16 protein-coding genes are annotated in these 25,609 nt (G+C 73.4%); 9 read left to right on the top strand and 7 right to left on the bottom strand.

All coding sequences use genetic code 11. The annotated features are described in order from the left end of the window. Nucleotide 1 precedes the first annotated feature (1 nt). Both ABT154_RS13025 and ABT154_RS13020 read left to right on the top strand, forming a co-directional pair. A complete protein-coding gene (locus tag ABT154_RS13025; protein WP_351856498.1) occupies nt 2-1,879 on the top strand; it encodes an ABC transporter ATP-binding protein in 1,878 nt (625 codons plus the stop codon). Next, on the top strand, nt 1,876-3,747 hold the full coding sequence (locus ABT154_RS13020) for an ABC transporter ATP-binding protein (RefSeq protein ID WP_351856497.1): 1,872 nt from the start codon (nt 1,876-1,878) through the stop codon (nt 3,745-3,747). The genes ABT154_RS13025 and ABT154_RS13020 overlap by 4 nt, the downstream gene beginning before the upstream one ends. A gap of 187 nt (nt 3,748-3,934) precedes the next feature. On the opposite strand, the gene ABT154_RS13015 is transcribed toward ABT154_RS13020, so the two are convergent. Continuing rightward, on the bottom strand, nt 3,935-5,428 hold the full coding sequence (locus ABT154_RS13015) for an MFS transporter (RefSeq protein ID WP_351856495.1): 1,494 nt from the start codon (nt 5,426-5,428) through the stop codon (nt 3,935-3,937). A gap of 125 nt (nt 5,429-5,553) precedes the next feature. On the opposite strand from ABT154_RS13015, the gene ABT154_RS13010 reads away from it, so the two are divergent. From ABT154_RS13010 to ABT154_RS12995, 4 genes are all read left to right on the top strand, one after another. Then, nucleotides 5,554-6,465 carry a TetR/AcrR family transcriptional regulator C-terminal domain-containing protein gene (locus ABT154_RS13010; RefSeq protein WP_351856493.1) on the top strand — a complete coding sequence of 304 codons (912 nt, stop codon included), beginning with the start codon at nt 5,554-5,556 and terminating at the stop codon, nt 6,463-6,465. A gap of 224 nt (nt 6,466-6,689) precedes the next feature. Then, nucleotides 6,690-8,714 (top strand): M4 family metallopeptidase, encoded by a 2,025-nt coding sequence (locus tag ABT154_RS13005; RefSeq protein ID WP_351856491.1) that lies wholly within the window; start codon nt 6,690-6,692, stop codon nt 8,712-8,714. 76 nt (nt 8,715-8,790) lie between these two features. Then, entirely contained in the window at nt 8,791-9,447 is a 657-nt protein-coding gene (locus ABT154_RS13000; RefSeq protein WP_351856489.1) for a response regulator, read from the top strand. Next, nucleotides 9,440-11,080 (top strand): sensor histidine kinase, encoded by a 1,641-nt coding sequence (locus ABT154_RS12995; RefSeq protein WP_351856487.1) that lies wholly within the window; start codon nt 9,440-9,442, stop codon nt 11,078-11,080. Before ABT154_RS13000 ends, ABT154_RS12995 begins: the two co-directional genes overlap by 8 nt. A gap of 10 nt (nt 11,081-11,090) precedes the next feature. On the opposite strand, the gene glgP is transcribed toward ABT154_RS12995, so the two are convergent. From glgP to ABT154_RS12965, 6 genes are all read right to left on the bottom strand, one after another. Further along, nucleotides 11,091-13,646, bottom strand: a complete 2,556-nt coding sequence (gene glgP / locus ABT154_RS12990; RefSeq protein WP_351856486.1) for an alpha-glucan family phosphorylase — start codon at nt 13,644-13,646, stop codon at nt 11,091-11,093. Between the two features lie 107 nt (nt 13,647-13,753). After that, nucleotides 13,754-15,163: an FAD-dependent monooxygenase gene (locus ABT154_RS12985; RefSeq protein ID WP_351856484.1), complete on the bottom strand. Its 1,410-nt coding sequence runs from the start codon at nt 15,161-15,163 to the stop codon at nt 13,754-13,756. Between the two features lie 21 nt (nt 15,164-15,184). After that, entirely contained in the window at nt 15,185-16,294 is a 1,110-nt protein-coding gene (locus ABT154_RS12980; protein WP_351856482.1) for a monodechloroaminopyrrolnitrin synthase PrnB family protein, read from the bottom strand. A 106-nt stretch (nt 16,295-16,400) separates the two neighbouring features. Beyond that, complete coding sequence (locus ABT154_RS12975) at nt 16,401-17,900, bottom strand: MFS transporter (RefSeq protein WP_351856480.1); 1,500 nt, start codon at nt 17,898-17,900, stop codon at nt 16,401-16,403. Then, nucleotides 17,897-19,327 carry a 4-hydroxyphenylacetate 3-hydroxylase family protein gene (locus tag ABT154_RS12970; protein WP_351856478.1) on the bottom strand — a complete coding sequence of 477 codons (1,431 nt, stop codon included), beginning with the start codon at nt 19,325-19,327 and terminating at the stop codon, nt 17,897-17,899. The genes ABT154_RS12975 and ABT154_RS12970 overlap by 4 nt, the downstream gene beginning before the upstream one ends. A gap of 151 nt (nt 19,328-19,478) precedes the next feature. Next, nucleotides 19,479-20,459, bottom strand: coding sequence for an AraC family transcriptional regulator (locus ABT154_RS12965; protein ID WP_351856476.1), 981 nt, complete (start codon nt 20,457-20,459; stop codon nt 19,479-19,481). Nucleotides 20,460-20,576: 117 nt separating this feature from the next. Here ABT154_RS12965 and ABT154_RS12960 point away from each other — a divergent pair, with 117 nt between their 5' ends. From ABT154_RS12960 to treS, 3 genes are all read left to right on the top strand, one after another. Further along, on the top strand, nt 20,577-21,518 hold the full coding sequence (locus ABT154_RS12960; RefSeq protein ID WP_351856474.1) for an SDR family oxidoreductase: 942 nt from the start codon (nt 20,577-20,579) through the stop codon (nt 21,516-21,518). Nucleotides 21,519-21,883: 365 nt separating this feature from the next. Further along, nucleotides 21,884-23,878, top strand: a complete 1,995-nt coding sequence (locus ABT154_RS12955; protein ID WP_351856472.1) for an alpha-1,4-glucan--maltose-1-phosphate maltosyltransferase — start codon at nt 21,884-21,886, stop codon at nt 23,876-23,878. After that, nucleotides 23,875-25,569 carry a maltose alpha-D-glucosyltransferase gene (gene treS, locus ABT154_RS12950; protein WP_351856471.1) on the top strand — a complete coding sequence of 565 codons (1,695 nt, stop codon included), beginning with the start codon at nt 23,875-23,877 and terminating at the stop codon, nt 25,567-25,569. Before ABT154_RS12955 ends, treS begins: the two co-directional genes overlap by 4 nt. Nucleotides 25,570-25,609: the final 40 nt, after the last annotated feature.

The raw sequence follows: 25,609 nt of genomic DNA, 5'->3' as shown, positions 1-25,609 counted from the left end.
GATGCCCGAGAAACCTGTCGCCCCAGAGTCCCCCGGTCCCGAGTCCGAACCCGTCACCGCCGGTACCGCCGCTGATGCCGACGACGGAACCGGCCGGTCCACGGTCCGTGTCCTGCTCCGCCTCTGGCCGTACGTACGGCCCGTGCGGGCGCGGCTGTTCGCCGCCGCGTTCGTCGCGATCGTCGCCTCCTGTCTGTCGCTCGTCATCCCGCTGGTCCTGAAGTGGATGGTCGACGGGCCGGTCGCGGAGCGCGACCCGGGCGGGGTGTGGCTGGGGGCGCTGTACCTGCTGCTGCTCGGCATCACCGAGGCGGTTCTCTTCGGCTTCCGGCGCTGGCTGGTGGCCCGTCCGCTGTCGTGGGTCGAGGCGCGGATGCGGTCCGAGCTGTACGGCAGGCTCCAGCGGCTGCCGATCGCCTTCCACGACCGCTGGGCCTCCGGGCAGTTGCTGTCGCGCGGTACGACCGATCTGATGCTGGTCCGGATGTTCCTGGCCTTCCCGCTGACGTTCCTCCTGGTCAACGGCGTGACGATCCTCGCGGGTTGTGCCCTGCTGCTCGCCCAGGACTGGTCGCTCGGCCTGGTGCTGCTGACCCCGGTCATCCCGCTCGTGATCGTCTGCTCGGTCTTCGAGGGGCGGTACGGGGTGGTCGCGCGGCGCGCCCAGGACCAGGTGGGCGACCTGACGACGGTCGTCGAGGAGAGCGTCCTCGGTATCCGGATCGTCAAGGGCTTCGGCCGGCACCGCAGCCAGGCCACGGCCTTCCGCGAGCTGTCCGGCCGGCTGCGCGGTACGGAACTGGCCAAGGCCCGGCTGCTCGCGATGATCTGGGCGGTCATCACCTTCGTACCGGAACTGGCCATCGGGGCGGCGCTCGTCCTCGGCACGGTGCAGGTCGCGGACGGGGACCTGTCGGCGGGCACGCTCGTCGCGTTCCTGTCGACGGCGCTGGCGCTGCGCTGGCCGGTGGAGTCGATCGGCTTCCTGCTGGCGATGAGCCAGGAGGCGGCGACCGCCACGGAGCGGTACTTCGAGGTGATGGACGCCGAGGAGGAACCGGACGCGGCTCCGGGCCCGGACACGAAGGCGGCCACGGATCCGGCGCCCGACCCCGTACCCGGTGGCGTGCGGTTCGAAGGCGTGTCGTTCCGCTACCCGGACGCCCCGGAGGGCTCCCCGCCCGTCCTGGACGGCGTCGACCTCCACATCCGCCCCGGCGAGACCCTCGCCCTGGTCGGCGGCACCGGCTCCGGCAAGACCACGCTCACCGCCCTCGTCACGAGGCTGCACGAGGCCTCCGACGGCCGCATCCTGCTGGACGGCGAGGACATCGCCCTGATGGCCCGGGAGCGGCTGCGGTCCCTGGTGTCGATGGCCTTCGAGGAGCCCACCCTGTTCTCCGCGAGCGTCGGGCAGAACGTCCTGATGGGCGCCGGCGGTTCGGCGGGCGAGCCGGAACTGCGGCGCGCCCTCGGGGTCGCGCAGGCGGACGGCTTCGTCGACCGCCTGCCCGAGGGCACCGGGACCCAGGTCGGCGAGCAGGGGCTGAGCCTGTCCGGCGGCCAGCGGCAGCGGCTCGCGCTGGCGCGGGCGGTCGTCGGCCGCCCCCGCTTCCTCGTGCTGGACGACCCGCTCTCCGCGCTCGACGTCCACACCGAGGCGCGGGTCGAGGCGGCCCTGCGCGAGGTCCTGCGGGAGACGACCGCCCTGGTCGTGGCGCACCGCCCGTCCACCGTGATGCTGGCGGACCGGGTGGCGCTGCTGTCCCGGGGCCGGATCGCGGCCGTGGGCACCCATCAGGAACTGCTGCGGACCAGCGAGGAGTACGCCTGGCTGATGTCCGGCGAGGGCAAGGCCGGGGAGAACGGGAACCGATGACCGACAGCACACTCACCGAGATCACGGACCCCGCGTCCGCCGAGCCGCAGGCCGCCCCGGCCGCGCCTCCGGCGGCCGGCGATCCCTTCGACCGCGACGACCTGCCGGCCCCGCCCGGGGCGACGGGCGCGCTGCTCCGCTCCCTCCTGGCCACCCACCGCGTCCGGGTCGCGCTCGCCGCGCTCGTCCTGCTCGTCAAGGAGGCGGCCGTACAGGCGGGTCCGCTCCTCGTGGCGTACGCCATCGACACGGGCGTCCCGGCGTTCCGGGCGGGCGACCACGGGCCGGTCGTCGCGGTGGCGCTCGGCTATCTGCTCTGCGCGGTCCTGTCCGGCCTCCTCCAGTACGTCTTCGTCCGCGGGGCCGCCCACATCAACCAGGACGTCCTGCTCGACCTGCGCGGCCGGATCTTCCGCCACGCCCAGATCCTGAGCGTCGACTTCCACGAGCGCTACACCTCGGGGCGGCTGATCTCCCGCTCGACCACGGACGTCGAGTCGCTGCGCGAGCTGCTCTCGGAGGGTCTCCAGGAGCTGATCGGCGTCGTCCTGTCCCTCGTGTCGATCTCCCTGGTGCTGCTCTGGCTGGACCTGGGGATCGGGGCGGTGGCGGTGGCGTCCTTCCTGCCGCTGTACTTCCTGGTGAGCCTGTACCGGCGGCGCGCGAGCCGGGTGTTCGCCGAGCGTTCCACGGCCATCGCCGGCGTGATCGTGAAGTTCGCGGAGACCATGAACGGCATCCGCCCGGTCCGCGCGTTCCGCCGCGAGCCGGTCAACGACGCCGAGTTCGCGGTGCTCAACCACCGGCACGAGCGCAGCAACGGCGACGCGCTCCTGGAGATGGCCCGTTACGTCACCGGCTCGCGGCTCGTCGCCAACACGGCGGTCGCCGGGATGTGTCTGTGGGGCGCCTACCGGGTGGCCGCGGGCTCCCTGGAGCTGGGCGTCCTCGCGGCGGCCGTCCTGTACATGCGGCGGCTGTACGACCCGATCGACCGGCTCGGCATGTTCCTCAACTCCTACGAGTCGGCCGCCGCGTCCCTCGCGAAGATCGCGGGTCTGCTGGCGCAGGAGCCGGGGGTGCCGGAGACGACGGCCCCCCGGGAGCTCCCCGCCCGGCCGGGCTCCCCGGGCCGCGAGGTCGTCTTCGACGGCGTGCGGTTCGCCTACCGCACGGGCGGCGAGATCCTGCCCCGCTTCGACCTGACGGTCCCGGCGGGCCAGACGGTCGCCGTGGTGGGGGCGACGGGCGCGGGCAAGTCGACGCTCGCGAAGCTGCTGGCCCGCTTCTACGACCCCACGGAGGGCGCGGTGCGGCTGGACGGGGTGGACCTGCGCGACCTCGCGACCCCTGAACTGCGCCGGGGTGTCGTCATGGTGACGCAGGAGGCGTTCCTCTTCTCGGGGACGGTCGCCGAGAACATCGCGATCGGCCGGCCGGACGCGAGCCGGGCGCAGATCGAGGAGGCGGCGCGGGCGATCGGGGCGCACGAGTTCATCGCGGGCCTCCCCGACGGCTACGACACGGACGTACGCAAGCGGGGCGGCCGGATCTCGGCGGGCCAGCGCCAGCTGGTCGCCTTCGCGCGGGCCCTGCTCGCGGACCCTGCGGTGCTGATCCTGGACGAGGCGACCAGCTCCCTGGACGTGCCGGGCGAGCGGGCGGTGCAGCGGGCGATGGACACGGTCCTGGCGGGCCGTACGGCCGTGGTGATCGCCCACCGGCTGTCCACGGTCGAGGTGGCGGACCGGGTCCTGGTGATGGAGTCGGGCCGCGTCGTCGAGGACGGCCCGCCGTCGGAACTGGTCACCGGGGAGGGGCACTACGCGGGGCTGCACCGGGCGTGGCGGGAGAGCCTGGTGGGCTGAGGGACCGACCGAGCTGCCACTCGACCGACGCACAGCAGTGGGGGACGTGGAAGGGGTCGCGTTCGGGACGTAAAGCGTGATTTGTGGCGCATCGGAAGGCCCATGGAGCAAGGGCGTCGCCTGCGCCGTACCTCATGCGGTCCCGCATACGACCCCCGGAACGGCACCCACGGCACCCCCACGGGTGTCAGCGCCGCGAGGCGGCCCGCAACAGGACCAGCGAAAGCACCGCCGCCCCCGCCATCAGCACGGCCGCCCCCACCGCGGCCCCGCTCATCGCCGACACGAACGCGTCCCGCGCCGCGTCCAGCACCGGTCCCGGGGAGGCCAGCGCGCCGCCCAGCGTCTCCCGGGCCGCCGCCGGGGCCGAGGTCGGCATCGCGGAGGTGTAGACGGCCGCGCCGACCGCGCCGAGGACGGCCATGCCGAGCGCCCCGCCGAGTTCCTGGCCCGATTCGAGGACGGCGGCGGCCGCTCCGGCGCGCTCGGGCGGGGCGGCGCCGAGGGCGAGTTCGTTGGCGAGGGTCATCGCGGAGACCAGGCCGCCCGCGTAGACGGCGCTGCCGACGAGCACCACCCAGAGCGGGGTGGCCCGGTCGACGGCACCGAGCCAGGCGAAGCCGGCGGCTGAGAGGAGGAACCCGCCGGCCATGACGTACGCGCGGTCGGTCCTGCCGGCGAGCGCGGCCGCGGTCGGCGCGGCGAGGAGGACGCCTCCGGTGGGCACGAGGCTCCACAGCGCCGCCTCGAACGGGCTCTGGCCGAGGACCGACTGGAGGTACTGGGTGAGGAAGACGGCGAAGCCGACGGTCGCCGCCATGGCGAGCAGGTTGACGAGCACGGAGCCGCCGTAGGCCCGGTTCCGCAGCAGGCCGAGATCGATCACGGGGTGGGCGAGCCGGGTCTGCCGGCGCAGGAAGACGCCGGCGAGGAGGAGGCCGAGGAGCACGGCGAGCGCGGGCAGGGGGGCCCAGCCGTTCTTGGCGAGTTCCTTGATGCCGCCGACGAGCGTCAGCAGGCTCGCGAGCGAGAGGCCCGCGCTGAGCACGTCGAAGCGGCCGGTGGCGGCGGCACCCTTGGACTCGGGGAGCAGCAGGGGTCCGAGGACCAGGAGCAGGGCCATGGCGGGCAGGTTGATCAGGAAGACGGACCCCCACCAGAAGTGCTCGACGAGCGCGCCGCTGACGACGGGGCCGAGGGAGATGCCGCTCGCCATGACGGAGGTCCACAGGGTGACGGCCTTGGCGCGCTGCGCGGGGTCGGGGAACAGCACCCGGATGAGGGCGAGGGTGGCGGGCATGAGGCAGGCTCCGGCGACGCCGAGCAGGGCGCGGGCGCCGATGAGCGCGCCGGGGGTGTGGGCGTAGGCGGCGGCGACGGAGGCGACGCCGAACAGCGCGGCCCCGCCGAGCAGCATCCTGCGGCGTCCGACGCGGTCGCCGAGGGCGCCCATGGTGACGAGGAGGCCGGCGAGGACGAAGCCGTAGGTGTCGAGGATCCAGAGCTGCTGGGTGGCTCCGGGCCTCAGGTCGGCGCTGATGGAGGGGATGGCGAAGTAGAGGATGGAGACGTCCATGGAGACGAGCAGCAGCGGCAGCATGAGGACCCCGAGGGCGGTCCATTCGCGGCGGCCCGCGAGGGCGGGGCTGGGCTCGGAACCGGGGGGTGCGAGGAGTGTCATGCGAGGAGAGAAGCAGCGCGGTGTGTACGGCGCTACTCCCGTCCTAGTGCACCGTGTTGGCACGCCAGGAAGCCGCAGCCCGGAGCCGCGTACAGCAGCCATGGTGCACTAGTACACTCCCCGCCATGACGACCGAGTCGCCCTATCTGGAGATCGCCGCCGAACTCCGCCGTCGCGTCCACACGGGGGAGTTGTCGCCCGGGGACCGGGTGCCGTCCACGCGGGCGATCACCCGTGAGTGGGGGGTGGCGATGGCGACGGCGACGAAGGCGCTCGCGGTGCTGCGCCAGGAGGGTCTCGTCCGCCCGGAGCCGGGGGTGGGCACGGTGGTGACGGCCTCGGGCGCGAAGGCGGGGGCGGCGCCGGAGGCGGCTCCGCTGTCGCGGGAGCGGGTGGTCGCGGCGGCGCTGCTGCTGGCGGACACGGAGGGCCTGCACGCGCTGACGATGCGCCGCGTGGCGACCGTGCTCGGAGTGTCCACGATGAGCCTGTACCGCCATGTGCCGGGCAAGCCGGAGCTGGTGCGGCTGATGACGGACGCGGCGTGCGGCGAGGTGCCGTTGGGGCCGGTGCCGGCGGACTGGCGGACGGGTCTGGAGCAGGGGGCACGCTGGCTGCGCGGGGTGTACGCGCGGCATCCGTGGCTGGCGCACGCGATGGCCTCGTTCACGCGGCCGGTGGCGACGCCGAACGCGATGGCGTACACGGAGTGGGTGCTGCGGGCGCTGCGGGGCACTCCGCTGACGGCGGCGCAGAAGCTGCACACCCATCTGGTGATCTTCGCCTATGTGCAGGGGCTGTCGATGGCGGACGACCTGGAGGGGCAGGCGCGTCAGGATTCGGGCATCTCCGATGACGAGTGGATGGAACAGAACGAGCCACGATTCGACGCGATCCAGTCGGCGGGCTCGTACCCCGAACTGGCCTCGGTGACCCGGGACGGCGGGTTCGGTCTCGATCTGCGGACTCTCTTCGAATTCGGGCTCGGGCGAACGCTGGACGGCATCGCGGCCATGATCGACGAAACGTCCGGTTAACGAACACGGCCCGTCGGGCACCGGACGATTTCCGGCCAACTTGTTGACGCGGTCCTGACAGGTCCCCGTCATTCCTGTCAGTCTCTCCCCGGTCCTTCGCACCACCGTTCACCGCTTCACCCGAACGAGTAACGCGTCACAAGTACGTGCTCCACAGCTCTCCTTGCTCCGCCCGGACGGGCTCACCCAAGTCCGCCGGTACCCCCCTCGCATAAGGAGTCTGCGTGAGATCCACGCCCAGCCGTCGTGCCACCGCGACCGGCGCCCTGATCGCTGCCGCCGCCATGCTCACCATCGGTGTGCAGGCCGGTACCGCCTCGGCCGACCCCTTCGCGGCGGCCCCGTCGGCGCTGTCCGCCGGCAAGCCCAACCCCGGCAAGCTGCCGGCCGACCTCTCCCCCAACGAGCGCGCCGCGCTCATCAAGGCGGCGGACGCGGACAAGGCCGCCACGGCCAAGTCCCTCGGCCTCGGCGCCCAGGAGAAGCTGGTCGTCCGCGACGTCGTCCAGGACCGCGACGGCACGACCCACACGCGCTACGAGCGCACCTACGGCGGACTCCCCGTCCTCGGCGGTGACCTGATCGTCGCCGAGACCAAGGCCGGTGCCCCCGCCGGAGTCATCAAGTCCAACCGCGCCACGCTGGCGGGCGTCGACCTCGCCGCCACCGTCGCCCCGGCCGCGGCCGAGAAGCAGGCCGTCGGCCTCGCCGCCGCGGAGGGCTCGAAGAAGGCCGCCGCCGACCGCGCCCCGCGCAAGGTCGTGTGGATGGCCCAGGGCGCACCCGTCCTCGCGTACGAGACCGTCGTCGGCGGCCTCCAGCACGACGGCACCCCGAACGAGCTGCACGTCGTGACGGACGCGAAGTCCGGCGCCAAGCTCTACGAGTGGCAGGCCATCGAGACCGGCGTCGGCAACACGCAGTACAGCGGCCAGGTGACCCTCGGCACCGCGCCCTCGTACTCGCTGACCGACACCACCCGCGGCAACCACAAGACGTACGACCTCAACGGCGGTTCGTCGGGCACCGGGACGCTGTTCACCAACACCACGGACACGTGGGGCAACGGCACCACGTCCAACCGGGCCACCGCGGGCGCCGACGCCCACTACGGCGCCGCGCTCACGTGGGACTACTACAAGAACGTGCACGGCCGCACCGGCATCAAGGGTGACGGCGTCGGCGCGTACTCCCGCGTCCACTACGGCAACGCCTACGTGAACGCGTTCTGGTCCGACTCCTGCTTCTGCATGACCTACGGCGACGGCACGAACAACGCCAAGCCGCTCACCTCCATCGACGTGGCCGCGCACGAGATGACGCACGGCGTCACCTCCAACACCGCGGGCCTCGTCTACAGCGGCGAGTCCGGCGGCCTCAACGAGGCCACCTCGGACATCTTCGCGGCGGCGGTCGAGTTCTACGCCAACAACGCCAGCGACCCGGGCGACTACCTCGTCGGCGAGAAGATCGACATCCGCGGCAACGGCACCCCGCTGCGCTACATGGACAAGCCGAGCAAGGACGGCTCGTCCAAGGACGCCTGGTACTCGGGCATCGGTTCGATCGACGTCCACTACTCCTCGGGCCCGGCGAACCACTTCTTCTACCTGCTCTCCGAGGGCAGCGGCGCCAAGACCGTCAACGGCGTGAACTACGACTCGCCGACCTCCGACGGCCTGCCGGTCACCGGCATCGGCATCGACAAGGCCCGGCTGATCTGGTTCAAGGCGCTCACCACCAAGTTCGGTTCCTCGACCAACTACGCCGGCGCCCGCACGGGTGCCGTCGCGGCGGCCACCGAGCTGTACGGCGCGGGCAGCCCCGAGGTCAAGGCCGTGGAGGACTCCTTCGCCGCCATCAACGTGGGCCCGCGCTCCGGTGGCGGCACCCCGCCCACCGGTACCTCCTTCGAGAACACGGCCGACGTCGCCATCCCGGACGCCGGCGCCGCGGTCACCTCGACGGTCAACGTCACCGGCATCACCGGCAACGCGCCGAGCAACCTCTCCGTCGGCGTGGACATCGTCCACACCTGGATCGGTGACCTCGTCGTCGACCTGATCGCCCCCGACGGCTCGGTCTACAACCTGCACAACCGGACCGGCAGCAGCGCGGACAACATCCAGCAGACCTACACCGTGAACGCCTCCTCCGAGGTCGCCAACGGTGCCTGGAAGCTCCGCGTCCAGGACAAGGCCGGGTCGGACACCGGCTACATCAACAGCTTCAAGCTGACCTTCCCGTAAGCCTCACGGCACGGGAGCGGGCGCCCGGAGGGATGCTTCCCTCCGGGCGCCCGCGCGTCTGCATACCCTGGACCGCATGATCAGGGTGCTGCTGGCCGACGACGAGACGATGATCAGAGCCGGGGTGCGGGCCATCCTCGCCTCCGACCCGGGGATCGAGGTGGTCGCCGAGGCCGGTGACGGCCACGAGGCCGTCGAGCTCGCCCGCGAGCACCGGCCCGACGTCGTCCTCCTGGACATCCGGATGCCCCGGCTCGACGGGCTCGGCGCCGCCGAGGAACTGCGCGGGGTCCTGCCGGAGACGGCCGTCGTCATGCTCACCACCTTCTCCGAGGACGCCTTCATCGCCCGCGCGCTCGGCTGTGGCGTCAGCGGCTTCCTGCTGAAGTCCGGGGACCCGCGCGAGCTGATCGCCGGGGTCCGGGCCGTCGCCGGGGGCGGCGCCGCCCTCTCCCCCACCGTCGCCCGCCGGGTCATCGACACCCTCGGCGGCGAGCGGTTCACCCGCGCGGCCGAGGCGCGGACCCGCCTGGAGCCGCTCACCGGCCGGGAGCGGGAGGTCGTGGCGCTCCTCGGCGCGGGCCTGTCCAACCAGGAGATCGCCGAGCGGCTGTACGTCGTGGAGGGCACCGTCAAGGCGCACGTGAGCGCCGTCCTCGGCCGGCTCGGCCTGCGCAACCGGGTGCAGCTCGCGGTCCTCGCGTACGAGGCGGGGCTGGTCCGCGGTGCCTGAACCACGCCGCCAGGCCGCCCGGGAGCACCTCTTCGACGTGGTCCTGTGGCTGCTGCTGTGCGTGCCGGTGCTGCTGAAGTCCGACCCGAACGACGGCGGCAGCTGGCCGCTGGTCGCCATCGGCGTCGTGGTCCTCGCCGGCTGTGTCGCGGTGAGCCGCAGATGGCCGCTGGTCGCGCTCGGCGTCACGGTCGCGGCGAGCCTGCCGGCCTCCCTGGAGCTGTTCACCCCCTCGTACAGCCTGGCCCTGATCGCCTTCGGCTACCTCGCGGGGCGGCGGCAGGAGCACACCCGGGCGGCGCTGTGGCTGTTCGGCGCGGTCGCGGCCGTCGGTCTGCTCCTGACCCGCCTCACCCACACCTCGCTGGGGCAGTGGTTCACCCTGCTGCTCGCCCTCGCGCTGGCCGTCGTGGCGCCCTGGCTGATCGGCCGGTACGTGCGGCAGTACGACCGTCTGGTCCGGAGCGGCTGGGAGCTGGCGGACCGGATGGAACGGGAGCAGGCGGCCGTGGCCGACCGGGAGCGGCTGCGGGAGCGGTCCCGGATCGCGGGCGACATGCACGATTCCCTCGGCCACGACCTGGCCCTGATCGCGATCCGGGCGGGCGCCCTGGAGGTCTCCCCGGCGCTCGGGCCTGACCAGCAGCGGGCAGCGGGCGAGTTGCGCGGGGCGGCGGCGGACGCCACGGCCCGGCTTCGGGACATCATCGGCGTGCTCCGCGAGGAGGACGCGGGGGCGCCCACCACCCCGCCCGGCGAGACGGTGGAGGAGCTGGCCGCCCGCGCCCGCGCCTCGGGCCTGGCGGTCACCCTCGCCACGAGCCCGGTCCCCACCCTGCCGGGGATGTCGGGGCTCGCGCTGCACCGGATCGTGCAGGAGGGCCTGACCAACGCGGCCAAGCACGCGCCGGGCGCGGCCGTCACGGTCACCGTGACCCCGAACCCGACGTACGTCCGGGTCAGGGTGGTCAGCGGGCCCGGCAGGGAACAGGGCGGCGGGGGTACGGACACGGGTCCCGGTACGGGTACGGGGGCCGGGCCCGAGGGGCAGGAACGGACCTCCGGCCCCCGCCCCGAACCGGGTTCCGGCACCGGCACCGGCACCGGCTCCGATTCCGGCGGCACCGGGCTCGTCGGTCTCGGCGAGCGGGTCCGGCTTGCCGGCGGCACGCTCACCCACCGGGCCACCCGGGACGGCGGCTTCGCCCTGGAGGCGGAGCTGCCCCGGAAGCCCCCCGCCCCGCTGCCCGCCGCGCCCACCTCGGCCCGGGAGCTGGACCGGGTCCGCCGCGAGGTGCGCAAGGGCCTCGCGCGGGCGATCTGGATCCCGCTCGCGCTGCTCGCCGCGCTGGGTCTGCTGATGGCCGGGGTGGCGCTGTGGACGCAGTACCAGTCGTATCTGGAGCCGGAGGACTACGCGAAGATGCGGGTCGGGACGAGCCTGGCGCAGATCTCCGAGGCCTCCGACGGCCTGCCCGGCCACCCGCTCGACCATCCCCCGCACGGGGTGCCGCCCGAACCGGCCGGCATGCACGAGTGCCGGTACTACCGGGCCTCGATGCTCGCGGCGATCCCGGTGTACCGGCTGTGCTTCGTCGACGGGCACCTCGCCGACAAGGCCGAGGTGCCGTGACCGCCGACGGCTACCGCAGCAGCACCCCCGCCCCCGCCCCCTTCGTCTCCTCCGGCAGGGCCACCAGGCCCAGTTCCGCCGGGTGGGCGAGGAGTGGATGGGCGGGGCGGACCCGGACCGTGCAGCCGAAGGTGCCGGTGCGGTCGAGTTCCAGGGTGCCGGCGTACGGCTGACGGCCCTCCAGGTCCGGGCCGCCCGCCGGCTTCAGCGGGACGGCGCGGCTGTCGGCGAGGGTGTCGTCGGCGTCGACCCGGCCGGTGACGGCCTGCACCTCGACGTCCTCGGGGCCGAGCGCGCCGAGGGCCACCCGGACCCGGACGACCGGGGTCGCCCCGAGATCCGCGTCGGCCAGGTCGTCGGCGAGCCCGTCGCCGACCTCGACGTGGTCGACGGTCACCTTGGGCCAGGCGTCCCTGATCCGGGCCTTCCAGGCGGCGAGGTCCCGCGCCCGCTCCGGGGTGAGCGCCCGGCAGGCGCCGGCGGCGGGCACGTACAGCCGCTCGACGTACTCGCGGACCATCCGGTCGGCGAGCACCTTCGGGCCGAGGTCGGTGAGGGTGCGCCGGACCATCGCCGTCCAGCCGGCCGGGACGCCGTCGGCGCCCCGGTCGTAGAAGCGGGGGGCGACCCGGCGCTCGATCAGCTCGTACAGCGCGGCGGCCTCCAGGTCGTCGCGCCGGTCCTCGTCGGCGCCGGCGACCCCGTCGGCGGTGGGGATCGCCCAGCCGAAGTCGGGCTCGAACCACTCGTCCCACCAGCCGTCGAGGACGGAGAGGTTGAGGCAGCCGTTGAGGGCGGCCTTCATGCCGCTGGTGCCGCAGGCCTCCAGGGGGCGCAGCGGGTTGTTGAGCCAGACGTCGCAGCCGGGGTAGAGGCCGCGGGCCATCTCCATGCCGTAGTCGGGCAGGAAGACGATCCGGTGCCGGACCCGGGGGTCGTCGGCGAACCGGACGAGTTCCTGCACGAGCCGCTTCCCGCCGTCGTCGGCGGGGTGGGCCTTGCCCGCGACGACGAGCTGCACGGGCCGCTCGGGGTGGAGGAGGAGGGTCCGCAGCCGGTCCTTGTCGCGGAGCATCAGGGTGAGCCGCTTGTACGAGGGGACCCGGCGGGCGAAGCCGATGGTGAGGACGTCGGGGTCGAGGACGGAGTCGGTCCAGCCGAGTTCGGCGGCTGCGGCCCCGCGCTGCCGCCAGGAGGCCCGCAGCCTCTCCCGTACGTCGGTCACCAGCCGTTCGCGGAGGGTGCGGCGCATCGCCCACAGCTCCCGGTCGGCGGGGTCGGGTCCGAGTTCGCCGACCTCGGGGGCGACCCAGGTGGGGGCGTGGACGCCGTTGGTGATGGAGGTGATCGGCACCTCGTCGGCGTCGAAGCCCGGCCAGAGCCCGGCGAACATGGACCGGCTGACGCCGCCGTGGAGGGTGGAGACGCCGTTGGCGCGCTGGGCGAGGCGCAGGCCCATGGCGGCCATGTTGAAGACGCCGGGCTCGCCGCCGAGCGGGGTCTCCTCGCCGAGGGCGAGGACCCGTCCGGTGTCGACGCCGGGGAGGGCGCCGTCCTCGCCGAGGTGGCGGGCGACGAGGCTCCGGTCGAAGCGGTCGATGCCGGCCGCGACGGGGGTGTGGGTGGTGAAGACGGTGCCGGCCCGGACGGTCTCCAGGGCGCCGTCGAAGTCGAGGCCCTCGCCCTGGAGTTCGCGGATGCGTTCGAGGCCGAGGAAGCCGGCGTGGCCCTCGTTGGTGTGGAAGACCTCGGGGGCGGGGGTGCCGGTGAGACGGCAGTACGTGCGGACGGCGCGGACGCCGCCGATGCCGAGCAGCATCTCCTGGAGCAGCCGGTGCTCGCTGCCGCCGCCGTACAGCCGGTCGGTGACGCCGCGTTCGCCTGGGGCGTTCTCCTCGACGTCGGAGTCGAGCATCAGGAGGGGGACCCGGCCGACCCGGGCGATCCACAGATGGGCGTGGAGGCTCCGGCCGCCGGGCAGCGCCAGGGTGATCCGGGCGGGGGCGCCGTCGGCCTCGCGGAGCAGGGCGACGGGCAGCTCGCCGGGGTCGAGGACGGGGTACTGCTCCTGCTGCCAGCCGTCGCGGCCGAGGGACTGGCGGAAGTAGCCGTGCCGGTAGAGCAGGCCGACGCCGATCAGGGGGACGCCGAGGTCGCTGGCGGCCTTGAGGTGGTCGCCGGCGAGGATGCCGAGGCCGCCGGAGTACTGGGGCAGGGCGGCGGCGACACCGAACTCGGGCGAGAAGTAGGCGAGGGCGGCGGGCGCGTCGCCGGACCGGTCCTGGTACCAGCGGGGGGCGTGCAGATAGGTGTCGAGGTCCTCGGCGGCGGCCCGCAGCCGGGTCAGGAACTCCTGGTCGGCGGCGAGCGCGGCCAGCCGGGGGGCTTCGAGGGCGCCGAGGACCCGGACGGGGTCGGCTCCGGCCGGCCCCTCGGGCGCGAGGGAGTCGAAGAGCGCCCGGGTGGGCTCGTGCCAGGACCAGCGCAGGTTGTGCGCGAGGTCGGCGAGGGGTCGGAGGGTGTCGGGGAGGACGGGACGCACGGTGAATCGACGGATTGCCTTCACGTCGTCCACCTTCGCAGGCGAGTACGGAGCGGAGCGGGCGCACCACGCTGTGCGTCCGGCGTGCCGCTCCGACGGCAGGGGTGGCACGCCGGGCGGGCCGGGGCGCCTCAGCCGATGGCGGGCAGGGGCACCTCGTACGGGGAGCCCTGGTTGACGGTCGTCGGGTCGAAGGCGCCGGTGGCGGCGTACCGGCAGGCGATGGCGGCGAGTTCCTCGGCGGGGATGACCTCGTGGATGTCGGTGAAGCCGTGCGGGGCGCGGGCGTGGGCGAGGTTGATGACGACCTCGGGACCGAGTTCGCGGTTGGCCCGCTGGAGGGCGGTGGTGACGGGGCGGCGGGCGCGTTCGTAGGCGGCGAGGCCCTCGGCGGGGTCGGCGGGGTGCTGGGCGAGCGCGTGGGCGAGGGCGCGGGCGTCGACGATGGACTGGGTCGCGCCGTTGGAGCCGATGGGGTACATGGCGTGGGCGGCGTCGCCGACGAGGGTGGTGCGGCCGTGGGTCCAGCGGTCCAGGGGTTCGCGGTCGACCATCGGGTAGACATGGGCGGAGTCGGCGGCGCGCAGGAGGGCGGGGACGCTGACGCCGTCGAACTCCCAGCCCTCGTAGAACGGCAGGAAGGTCTCGACGGCGACGGGCCGGTTCCAGTCGCCGAGCATCCGTTCGTCGCCCTCGGCCGCCCCGGCCGCGTCCGGGTCTCCGGCTCCGCGCGGGTCCGCCGCCGTGCCGCTGCCGGCCGCCGGGCGGGCGAGCGCCCAGTTCACCAGGACCTCCCCGCCGGGTCCCGTCGGCCGGCTCATCGGATACACGACGGCCTTCTGCCGGTCGTCGCCCGCGATGAACATGGCCGGGCCGACCGCCCGCGCCGGCACCCGGGACACCCCCCGCCAGATCAGCGTCCCGTTCCACGGCGGGGCGCCCTCCGCCGGGTGGAGCGCGGCCCGTACCGCCGAGCGGATGCCGTCCGCGCCGACGAGGACGTCCGCTTCGAGGGAGGCCCGGCCGTGCACGGACCCCGCCCGGTGCTCCAGGCGCAGCCGGGGCCGCCCGCCCGGCAGCGGGTCCACGCCGCACACCCGGACCCCGGTGACCAGGGCGGCCTGCCCGAGCCTGGCCCGTACGGCACCGGCGAGGACCTGCTGGAGGTGGCCGCGGTGGACCGACAGCTGCGGCCAGCGGTAGCCGGCGCCGAGCCCGCGCGGCTCGCGGGAGATCAGCCCGCCCGAGCGGTGGTAGTAGCGCAGCTCGCGGGTGCGCAGGGCGCCCGCTTCGAGGGCGTCGAGCAGGCCGAGGGCGTCGAGCTCGCGGACCGCGTTCGGCATCAGGTTGAGTCCGGCGCCGACCGGGCGGATCGCGGGCGCTGCCTCGACGACGGTGACCCGTTCGAACCCGGCGGCGTGCAGGGCGAGGGCGGTCGTGAGGCCGGCGATGCCGCCGCCGGCGATCACGATGTGCGGTCCCCGCCGGCCGTATCCGCGGGCGGAGCGGTACGGGGAGGGGGAGGGCGTGTGCGGGAACATCTCGACTGCTCCTTCGCGCCGCTAGGCGGCGGACGGCCCGACAGGGGCACCGGCGGGACGGCGCCGCACGGTCGCGCGGCGCACCATGGTCTCGTTCTCCCTGGTCAGATCCAGGATCGAGCGCAGCAGCGCGACCGGGGCCCCGCCGCTGCCCTCCTCGTACAGGCGCACGTCCTCGCGGTACGCCTTGCGGGCGATGCCGAGGTGCCGGGCGCGGAAGGTCTTCAGGAGGCGCAGTACCCGGCCGAGGGCCTGCGCCGAGGCGGTGAGCGCGGGCGGCAGCCGGTCCGCGCCCTCCCGGCCGACGGCGGCGGACAGTCTGCTCACCGCCGACACCCCGCCGCGGTGGCGGGCGTGGAAGGCGCGCCAGGCGGGCAGCGCGTACGGCAGGGACTCGGCGAGGAAGGCGTCGTAGGCGGAGTCGGGGCGGTCGCACTGCCAGAGCGTCAGGTCGACCAGCCAGAGCGGGACCTGGGCGGCGGCGGGGCCGAGGTAGGGGCGGCCGGCCACGTCGACCTCCTCGAAGTACGGGCGCAGGGTGAGCGCGAAGTACTCGGGCGGGACGTGGGCGACGGTGAGGTCGATGGAGTCGACCATCGTCCGCACATGGCGGCCCACCCGGTCGAGGGTGGTGGCGAACGCGGGGTCGTGCGGTTCGAGGCGGGCGATCCGGCCGCAGTCGTCGAGGGCGGCGACCAGGCCGGGGAACACCATCCGTACGGCCTCCTGGAGGCGGGCCTCGGTGGGGTGGCCGGTGTACGAGCGGCGGCGCGGGCCCGGCGGGTTCCACGTCGTGTAGTGGTGGACGGTGTCCCGGGGAATCATGTCGGTGCGGTGGCCGAGGAGTTCGAGGACGGGCAGCGCCTGCGGCACGGCGGCGAGGGGCTGGACGCCGTGACGTTTCAGCGAGCCGAGCAGGATGCCGAGGTCGCGCATCGCGGCGAGCGCGTCGGTGACGCTCCATCGCGCGGCCCGGCCGGGGTCCGGCAGGAGGGTGCGCAGGGCGGCGGCCAGGGCGGCCGTGTCGGCGTCCGCGTTCATGGCGGGGACCGCGGCGAGCAGGGCGTCGGCGCCGAGCGGGTCGGCGGCGCGTATGTCCTCGGTCGTGCGGGGCGAATCGCCGAGCGGCACTGCGGGGCTCCTCTCCTTCGGGGGCTCGGTTCGCCGGGGGTACGCGGCTCACCCGCCGGTGGTGGGCGGTGTTCTGGTGGGGCGGGCGGGGTCTGCGGGGGTGGGGTCAGCGCGGGCCGGGGGTGCGCAGGTCCGGCGTCCGGGGATCCGGTGCCGGGGCGGCCCCGGCCGCCGGTTCTCCCCGGTGGAGCCGTACGGAGAGGAGGGCGGCGAGGGCGGCGAGCGCGGCGCCCGTGAGCAGGGCGGCGCGGTGGCCGGCGGTCTCGGCGACCGCGCGGGAGGCGTCCACGGCCCCGGTGCGGCCGGCGGCGACGGCCACCAGGACGGCGAGGCCGAGGACGGAGCCGAACTGCTGGCTGGTGTTGACGAGTCCGGAGGTGAGTCCGGTCTCCTCGGGGGCGGCCTCGGCGGTGGCGGCCACGTTGGTGGTGACGACGGCCAGCGGCAGGGCGGCGCCCAGGAGGAGGCTGGGGGCGAGGACCGTGCTCGCGAAGGTGCCGTCCGCCCGGAGGGCGAGGGCCAGCCAGAGGGTTCCGGCGCAGAGGAGGACGAAGCCCAGGGTCGTGGTCCGGGGCAGTCCGAGCCGGAAGATGATCCGGCCGGTCTGTGGGGCGACCGCGACGACGACCAGGGAGAGCGGCAGCAGGCCGAGGCCGCCGCCCAGCGGCCCGTACCCGAGCACGCTCTGCAGGTGCAGGCTGACCAGGAAGAACATCGGGAACAGCGTCATCTGGGCGAGCGCCGCGAGGATGTTGGCGAGCCCGAGCCCGGGGCGGCCGAGGACCGCCGGGGGGACCAGCGGGGTGGCGGCCCGGGTCTCGACGGCGGCGAAGGCGAGGAGCAGCGCGAGGCCCGCGCCCCCGGTGGTGAGGGTTCGGGCGGAGAGCCATCCGGCCCCGGCGGCGCCGACGAGCGCGTAGGCCACGAGTCCGAGTCCGGCGGTGCCGGTGAAGGCCCCGGCGAGGTCGAAGCCGCCCCGGTGGTGCGGTCCGGAGCGGTCGGCGCCGCCCGTACGGCCGCCTGGGGCGCTGCCCGTACGGCCGTCCAGGACCCGGAGCGCGAGCGCGCCGAGGCCGGCCGCGAGGACGACGTTCAGCCAGAAGGTGGTGCGCCAGCCGAGGAGGTCGGTGAGGACGCCCCCGCAGACCGTGCCGAGGACTCCGCCGAGGCCGCCCATCGCGGCGAACGCGCCGAGCGCCCGGTGCCGTGCGGGGCCGTCGGGGAAGAGCAGGAGCAGCAGGGCGAAGGCCGAGGCGGCGGCGAGGGCGGCGCCGGCGCCCTGGGCGGCGCGGGCGGCGACGAGCGCGGCGGCGCCGGGGGCGAGCCCGCCCGTGGCGGAGGCGACGGCGAGCAGGGCGAGTCCGGCGAGGAGGACCCGCCGGTGGCCGAGGAGGTCGGCGACCCGGCCGCCGAGGAGGAGGAGTCCGCCGAAGGTGATGAGGTAGGCGTTGGCGACCCAGGAGAGTCCGGTGGGGCCGGAGCCGAGGTCCGCGCCGATCGAGGGCAGGGCGACGTTGACGATCGCGGTGTCGGTGATCAGCAGCAGCTGGGTGGCGGCGAGCAGGGCGAGGGCCCCGCGCCGGGGTCCCGGTGGCGGTGCGGTCACCGGGCCGTCCCCAGGCCGTACCCGTCGAGGCAGTCCTGCGCGAGGCGCTCGCACTCCCCGGCGGAACCGGCCCAGGTCTGCATCGTCAGATAGACGTGCGGGGCGCCGTGGTAGAAGCGTTCGTACTGCTCGTGGCGGCCGGCGAACTCGGAACCGAGCGCGTCCCAGGCGAGCTTGAGGAGTTTGATCCGGTCCTCGGCGGGGTGGCCGGGGGCGCCGAAGTAGCGGCGGACCAGCGGTCCGAGTTCGGGATGCAGCAGATCCCGGCCGCTCGCGGGCAGCTGCACCAGGGCGCCCCCGGCGAGGAGCCTGATGTCCTGGAGGGCGCGCGGGTAGAGCTCGCCGGCCATGATCCGCTGGGCGAAGGAGATCTCCTGCCCGGGGCGGACGCCGCCGCGCCCCCCGTCGACCTGCTCGTACGAGGCCTCCGCGGCGAGCACGAACGCCTTGGCCTGGGCGACCATCCCGAGGAGCCGGCCGACGGCCTGGGTGACGGGCGGCAGTTCCGCGGTGCCGTTGGAGCGGGTGAGGAGGATCGCGAGCCCGGTGAGGAACTCCAGTTTGGTCCAGAAGCGGGTGGCGGACTGGTGGACGAGGTTCGGGTAGGCGGGGGTGCGCCACCAGATGGCGCCGGTGGTGGCCGGGTCCCGGTAGGTGAGGACCCGTTCCCAGGGCACGAAGACGTCCTCGCAGACCAGCATCGCGTCGTTCTCGTCGTACCGGGAGGAGAGCGGCTGGTCGAAGACGGACCGGGAGCGTTCCTCGTAGGAGGTGCGGGAGACCAGCTTGAGGCCGGGGGCGTCCGGCCGTACGGAGAAGGTGACGGCGTGCCCGGTGTCGCCGTCGGCGAGCGGTTCGATGGTGCCGACGAGGATCTCGTCGGCGAAGACGGCTCCGGTGCCGACGGTCTTGGCGCCACGGACGACGATCCCGCCGTCCCGTTCGGCGACGACCCGCAGGGTGAGGTCGTCCTCGCCGTGCCCAGGGGCCGGGTTGGTGAGGGTGAAGGCGGTGTGCAGGTCGCCCTCGGCCAGCCGGCGGTGAAGGGCGAGGACGTGCTCGGCGCCGTCGAAGGACTCACCGGTGAAGACGTCGGGGGCGGCGGCGAACCCTGCCAGGCCCGCGGCCATGTAGTCGGGGGTGCGGCCGAGGAAGCCGTATCCGGCGCGGGCGGTGGTCCGGAATGCGCGGCGGCGGGCGACGAGGTCCTCGTACGAGCGGGGCACGGCGTAGGGGCGGCGCACCCCTCCCCGGACGAGGACGGGGCGGTGCACGGGGTCGTCGGCGAGGTCGTAGAGCCCGGCGAAGGAGGCCGCGGTGGCGCGGAAGGCGGGGTGGGTGGTGACGTCCTCGACCCGCTGCCCGTCGAGCCAGATCTCGCGCCCGTCGCGCAGCCCCTCCAGATACTCCTGCCCGGACCTCGTCACCGGTGTGTCGCCTCTCCTCGGATGTCACGGCTCTGCCGGACCCGAGCCTTTCCGGCACGGTCCGCCCCGGCAATGAACGTCCGTCCAGGGCTCCTTAAGAACCGTCCAGCCGCCCCGCGAAGATGTCAGGTCGGGCCGCGGCGGGGGCCGTTCAGGCCGCCCGGACGACTCCCGCGCGGTACTCCCCCGGGGTCACCCCGAACCATTTGCGGAAGGCGAGGTGGAAGCCGACGGCGCTCTGGTAGCCGACGCGGGCGGGCACGGCGGACTGCGGCAGCGAGGTCTCCCCGAGGAGCCGGCCGGCCTCCTGCATCCGGCGGGCGGAGAGGTAGCGGGCCGGTGACTCGCCGACCAGTTCGCGGAAGGCGGCGGTGAACGCGGAGCGGGACATGCCGACCTCCCGGGCGAGGGAGTCGATGGTCCACGGTTCGGCGAACCGGGTCGCCATCATGACGACGGCCCGGCTGATCCCGGGGTGTCCGAGCAGCGGCAGGGAGGCCGGGCTGTCGGCGAGTTCGCGGAGCAGCGGGCGCAGGGCGAGGACGAGGGCCATCTCGAAGGCGCGCAGGGTGATGAGCCGGTCGCCGGGCCCGACGGGCCGGTCGGGGGCGGCGAGCAGCCGGAGGGTGTCGCGGAGCAGCGGTTCGCGGTCGACCTGGGCGCGGTCGAGGACGAGTGCCCAGGGCAGCGAGGTGTAGAGGCCGGTGGCGGCGCTGGCGTCGTAGTGCAGTCCGGCGCAGAGCAGCCGGCTCTCGGGGCCGGTGCCGTCGATGACGATCTCGCCCGAGGTGCCGGGCCTGCGCTCGGGCAGGACGGCCTTGAGGGGGAGGCCCTGTCGTTCGGGGCGGTCGGAGAGGCGGTGCGCGGTGCCGGTGGGGAAGACGACGAGGTCGCCGGCGTGCAGGGCGACGGGGGGTTCGTCGGCGGTGGTGATCCAGCAGTCGCCCTCGACGACGTAGTGGAGGACGGCGCAGCTGCGTTCGGCGTCCCCTTCGATGGCCCAGGGGGCTCGGACGTGCCAGCGGCTGTCGAAGACGCCGGTGAGCCGGAGGGGTTTGAGGAGTTCGCTCAGCAGGTCGTCGTGCCCGCCCTGGTCGAGTCGGTCGTGCCGGTCGGTTCCCACGGATTCCATGGACGATCCTTCAACTTCCGCCCCGGTTTGTTAATTGAACGGCCGAAGCCGCCGCGGCGAGCCTGGATGACGCCGGCACGGCAGCGGCGGAAGTCTATCGAAGGGCCTCAGAGACACATGTCCAGTGAGATTCCGATGAGGGTGGCGGTCGTGGGGGCGACCGGGTTCCAGGGCGGTGCGGTGGCCCGACTCCTCGCCGACCGGCACCACCGGGTGCGGACCCTGACCCGGCGTCCCGAGGCCGACCGGCCGCCGCTGCCGGGGGCCTTCTTCCTCGGCGGCGATCTGGGGCGGCCGGACGATGTGCGGCGGCTCTTCGAGGGGACCACGCACGCGTTCGTCACGATGCCGCTGGTCTATGAGGCCGAGCGGGTGGAGGCGTACGCCCGGCACATCGGGGAGGCGGCCCGGGAGGCGGGGACGGTCCGGCTGGTCCTCAACACCAACACCCGGATTCCGCTGGGTCCGACGGATGTCGCCGCGTTCGAGACGCGGCGGCTGGCGGAGCGGGTGCTGCGGGAGAGCGGGGTGCCGCTGGTGGTGATCCGGCCGCCGGTGTACCTGGACAACCTGTTCTCGCCGTGGAACGGCCCGTCGCTGGTCGACGAGGGGGTCCTCGCGTATCCGCTGCCGGAGTCCACGCGGACGGCGTGGCTCTCGCACCGGGGTCTGGCGCTGGCGGCTCTCTCGGCACTGACCCGGGAGGGCCTTGAGGGGCGGACCTTCGACATCGGCGGGGAGCGTGCGCTGACGGGCGGGCAGCTGGCGGCGGCGTTCGCCCGGGGCCTGGGGCGGTCGGTGCGGTACGAGGAGCTGGATCCGGCCGTGTTCGAGCGGGGGCTCGGCCGGCTGCTCGGCCCGGAGACGGCGGCCGGGGTGGCGGGGATCTACCACTACATGGCGAGCGGCGCCGATCCGCTGCTGATGGCGGACGACGACGGGGTGTCGACGGAGGTCCTCGCGCTCGAACCGGCCCCGGTGGAGGAGTGGGTGGCCCGCCAGCCGTGGCAGGTGTGGGCCTCGGAGCCGGACGAGGCCGACGAGACCCCGCACCGCTGAGCGGCCGGTCCGACGCGCCGCCGACCACCGGAGACGGCCCCGCCCGACAAGGGCGGGGCCGCTTCTTTGTCCGGGTCCGGTGCTTGCCCGCGTCCTTACGCCCCAGTAGCCCTGGTAGTTGACGAACCTCCGGGATTGCCCACCCGAGGAGCATGGGAAGGCTCCTCCCCGGAATCCCCCGAACCCGTCTCCCCTCGACCTCCGTTCATCCGTGATCGTCCCGTTTCATCTCTCTGTGCCCGCCATCCGGGTGAACGCGGACAGGAGCGGCCATGCCCGCAACCCGGCGGCCGTCGACGGAGCTAGAAAGAGCGCACCACCACCCGCACCCCCGTAACCCGTCAGGTGATGCTGTGAATCCGCTCATGGGACGCATTCCCGTACTGGACGTACGCCCGCTGGTCGACTGCGGCCGGCGCCCCGCCAAAGCGGTGGCCGGAGAGTCCTTCGAGGTGACGGCGACCGTCTTCCGCGAGGGCCACGACGCGGTCGCCGCCAATGTCGTGCTGCGCGGCCCCTCGGGCCGCCCCGGCCCCTGGACGCCGATGCGCGAACTGGCCGAGGGCACCGACCGATGGGGCGCCGAGGTCACTCCGGACGTCGAGGGCCTCTGGACGTACACCGTCGAGGCGTGGAGCGACCCGGTGGCCACCTGGCGCCACACGGCGAAGATCAAGATCCCGGCCGGGATCGACTCCGAACTGGTCCTCGCCGAGGGGGCCGAGCTGCACGAGCGGGCCGCCAAGGGCGTCCCGAAGAAGGGCGGCGGGCGGGAGGCCGTGCTCGCCGCGGCGGACGCCATGCGCGACACCGCGCGCCCGGCGGCGGTCCGGCTCGCGGCGGCGCTCAGCCCCCGGGTGGCCGAGGCCCTCGACCGGCACCCCCTGCGCGAACTCCTCTCCTCCTCGCCCGCGTTGCCGCTCCAGGTGGAGCGGGAGCGGGCCCTGTTCGGCTCCTGGTACGAGTTCTTCCCGCGCTCGGAGGGCGTGCGGAAGGTCAAGGGCCGTACGGTGCCGGGGAACTTCCGCACCGCCGCCGAGCGCCTTCCGGCGGTGGCGGCGATGGGCTTCGACGTGGTCTACCTGCCGCCGGTGCACCCGATCGGCGAGACCCACCGCAAGGGCCCGAACAACTCCCTGTCGGCGGCGCCGCACGACGTGGGCGTGCCGTGGGCGATCGGCTCGCCGGAGGGCGGGCACGACGCGCTCCACCCGGACCTGGGGACCTTCGAGGACTTCGACGCCTTCGTGGCGCGGGCCCGGGAGCTGCGCCTGGAGATCGCGCTCGACTTCGCACTCCAGTGCTCGCCGGACCATCCATGGGTGGAGAAGCATCCGGAGTGGTTCCGCCACCGCCCGGACGGTTCGATCGCGTACGCGGAGAACCCGCCGAAGAAGTACCAGGACATCTACCCGATCGACTTCGACGCCGCCGGCGACCACATGGACGGGATCGTCGCGGAGACCGTGCGGGTGCTGCGGTTCTGGATGGACCACGGGGTGCGGATCTTCCGGGTCGACAACCCGCACACCAAGCCGGTGGTGTTCTGGGAGCGGGTGATCGGTGAGATCAACCGGGCGGACCCGGACGTGATCTTCCTGGCGGAGGCCTTCACCCGGCCGGCGATGATGCGGACGCTCGGCGCGATCGGCTTCCAGCAGTCGTACACGTACTTCACCTGGCGGAACACCAAGGAGGAGCTGACGGAGTACCTGACGGAGCTGTCCGGGGAGACGGCGGCGCAGATGCGGCCGAACCTCTTCGTGAACACCCCGGACATCCTGCACGCCTACCTCCAGGAGGGCGGCCGGCCGGCGTTCGAGGTGCGGGCGGTGCTGGCGGCGACGCTGTCGCCCTCCTGGGGCATGTACGCCGGGTACGAGCTGTGCGAGAACACCCCGCTGCGGGACGGCTGCGAGGAGTACCTCGACTCGGAGAAGTACCAACTGAGGCCGCGCGACTGGGAGTCGCTGGAGCGCTCGGGTGCCACGATCACTCCGCTGATCACCGCTCTGAACCGGATCAGGCGCCGTCATCCGGCGCTCCGCCGGCTGCGGAACCTGACCTTCCATGACACCGGCAACGCGCAGGTGATCGCGTACTCGAAGCGCTCGGGTTCGAACATCGTTCTGGTGGTCGTCAACCTCGACCCGCACCACACCCAGGAGGCTTCACTCTCGTTGAACATGCCGGAACTCGGCCTCGACTGGCACGAGACCGTGCCGGTGCGCGACGAGCTCACCGGCGAGACCTATCACTGGGGCAGGGCCAGCTACGTGCGCCTGGAACCGGGTGTCACACCCGCGCACGTCCTCGTCCTGCGACCGTCCCCGCAGACCGGAGGGTCACCCACATCATGACTGTCAACGAGCCCGTCCCCGACACCTTCGAGGACACTCCCGCCAAGGACCGCGACCCCGACTGGTTCAAGCGGGCCGTCTTCTACGAGGTCCTCGTCCGCTCCTTCCAGGACAGCAACGGGGACGGCGTCGGCGACCTGAAGGGCATCACATCCAAACTGGACTATCTCCAGTGGCTGGGCGTGGACTGCCTCTGGCTGCCGCCGTTCTTCAAGTCCCCGCTGCGGGACGGTGGTTACGACGTCGCCGACTACACGTCGGTGCTCACCGAGTTCGGCGACCTGGCCGACTTCGTGGAGTTCGTCGACGCGGCCCACCAGCGCGGCATGCGCGTGGTCATCGACTTCGTCATGAACCACACGAGCGACCAGCACGACTGGTTCCAGGAGTCGCGGCGCGACCCGGAGGGCCCGTACGGCGACTACTACGTCTGGGCGGACGACGACAAGCAGTACGCCGACGCCCGGATCATCTTCGTCGACACCGAGTCCTCGAACTGGACCTTCGACCCGGTCCGCAAGCAGTACTACTGGCACCGGTTCTTCTCGCACCAGCCCGACCTCAACTACGAGAACCCGGCGGTGCAGGAGGAGATCCTGTCCGCGCTGAAGTTCTGGCTGGACCTGGGGATCGACGGCTTCCGGCTCGACGCGGTGCCGTACCTGTACCAGCGCGAGGGCACCAACTGCGAGAACCTGCCCGCGACCCACGCCTTCCTCAAGCGGGTCCGCAAGGAGATCGACGACCACTACCCGGACACGGTGCTGCTCGCCGAGGCCAACCAGTGGCCGGAGGACGTCGTCGACTACTTCGGCGACTTCCGCTCGGGCGGCGACGAGTGCCACATGGCCTTCCACTTCCCGGTCATGCCACGCATCTTCATGGCGGTACGGCGGGAGTCACGCCACCCGGTATCGGAAATCCTGGCGAAGACCCCGGAGATCCCGTCCGGCTGCCAGTGGGGCATCTTCCTGCGCAACCACGACGAGCTGACGCTCGAGATGGTCACGGACGAAGAACGCGACTACATGTACGCCGAGTACGCCAAGGACCCGCGGATGCGGGCCAACATCGGCATCCGGCGCCGGCTCGCCCCGCTCCTCGACAACGACCGCAAGCAGATGGAGCTGTTCACCGCGCTGCTCTTCTCGCTGCCCGGCTCGCCGGTGCTGTACTACGGCGACGAGATCGGCATGGGCGACAACATCTGGCTGGGCGACCGCGACGGGGTGAGGACCCCGATGCAGTGGACCCCCGACCGGAACGCGGGCTTCTCCTCCTGCGACCCGGGCCGGCTCACCCTGCCGACCATCATGGACCCGGTCCACGGCTACCAGGTGACCAACGTCGAGGCGGGCATGGCCTCGCCGTCCTCGCTGCTGCACTGGACGAAGCGGATGATCGAGATCCGTAAGCAGAACCGGGCCTTCGGGACGGGGATCTACACGGAACTCCCGGCCTCCAACCCGGCGGTGCTGGCCTTCCTCCGCGAGGACGGCGACGATCTCGTCCTCTGTGTGAACAACTTCTCGCGGTTCGCGCAGCCGACCGAACTCGATCTGCGGCGCTTCGACGGCACCCACCCGGTGGAGCTGATCGGCGGGGTGACGTTCCCGGCCATCGGCCAGCTCCCCTACCTCCTGACCCTTGCGGGTCACGGCTTCTACTGGTTCCGTCTCAAGAAGGGCTGACCGACGGTCGGTTCGGACGCGATCCGGGGCGGGACGGTTT

This window comes from Streptomyces sp. NPDC001728 (assembly GCF_040297565.1).
Taxonomy (GTDB): domain Bacteria; phylum Actinomycetota; class Actinomycetes; order Streptomycetales; family Streptomycetaceae; genus Streptomyces.
Note: the sequence above shows the minus strand (reverse complement) of the source record. Positions and strands in the feature narration are given on the sequence as shown.

Excerpts from the sequence above, each read along its gene's own strand:
- ABT154_RS13015 (WP_351856495.1), bottom strand. The coding sequence starts at position 5,428 with ATGACACTCCTCGCACCCCCCGGTTCCGAGCCCAGCCCCGCCCTCGCG.
- ABT154_RS13020 (WP_351856497.1), top strand. The coding sequence starts at position 1,876 with ATGACCGACAGCACACTCACCGAGATCACGGACCCCGCGTCCGCCGAG.
- ABT154_RS13025 (WP_351856498.1), top strand. The coding sequence starts at position 2 with ATGCCCGAGAAACCTGTCGCCCCAGAGTCCCCCGGTCCCGAGTCCGAA.
- ABT154_RS12965 (WP_351856476.1), bottom strand. The coding sequence starts at position 20,459 with ATGGAATCCGTGGGAACCGACCGGCACGACCGACTCGACCAGGGCGGG.
- ABT154_RS12985 (WP_351856484.1), bottom strand. The coding sequence starts at position 15,163 with ATGTTCCCGCACACGCCCTCCCCCTCCCCGTACCGCTCCGCCCGCGGA.
- ABT154_RS12960 (WP_351856474.1), top strand. The coding sequence starts at position 20,577 with ATGTCCAGTGAGATTCCGATGAGGGTGGCGGTCGTGGGGGCGACCGGG.
- ABT154_RS12955 (WP_351856472.1), top strand. The coding sequence starts at position 21,884 with ATGGGACGCATTCCCGTACTGGACGTACGCCCGCTGGTCGACTGCGGC.
- ABT154_RS13010 (WP_351856493.1), top strand. The coding sequence starts at position 5,554 with ATGACGACCGAGTCGCCCTATCTGGAGATCGCCGCCGAACTCCGCCGT.
- ABT154_RS13000 (WP_351856489.1), top strand. The coding sequence starts at position 8,791 with ATGATCAGGGTGCTGCTGGCCGACGACGAGACGATGATCAGAGCCGGG.
- treS (WP_351856471.1), top strand. The coding sequence starts at position 23,875 with ATGACTGTCAACGAGCCCGTCCCCGACACCTTCGAGGACACTCCCGCC.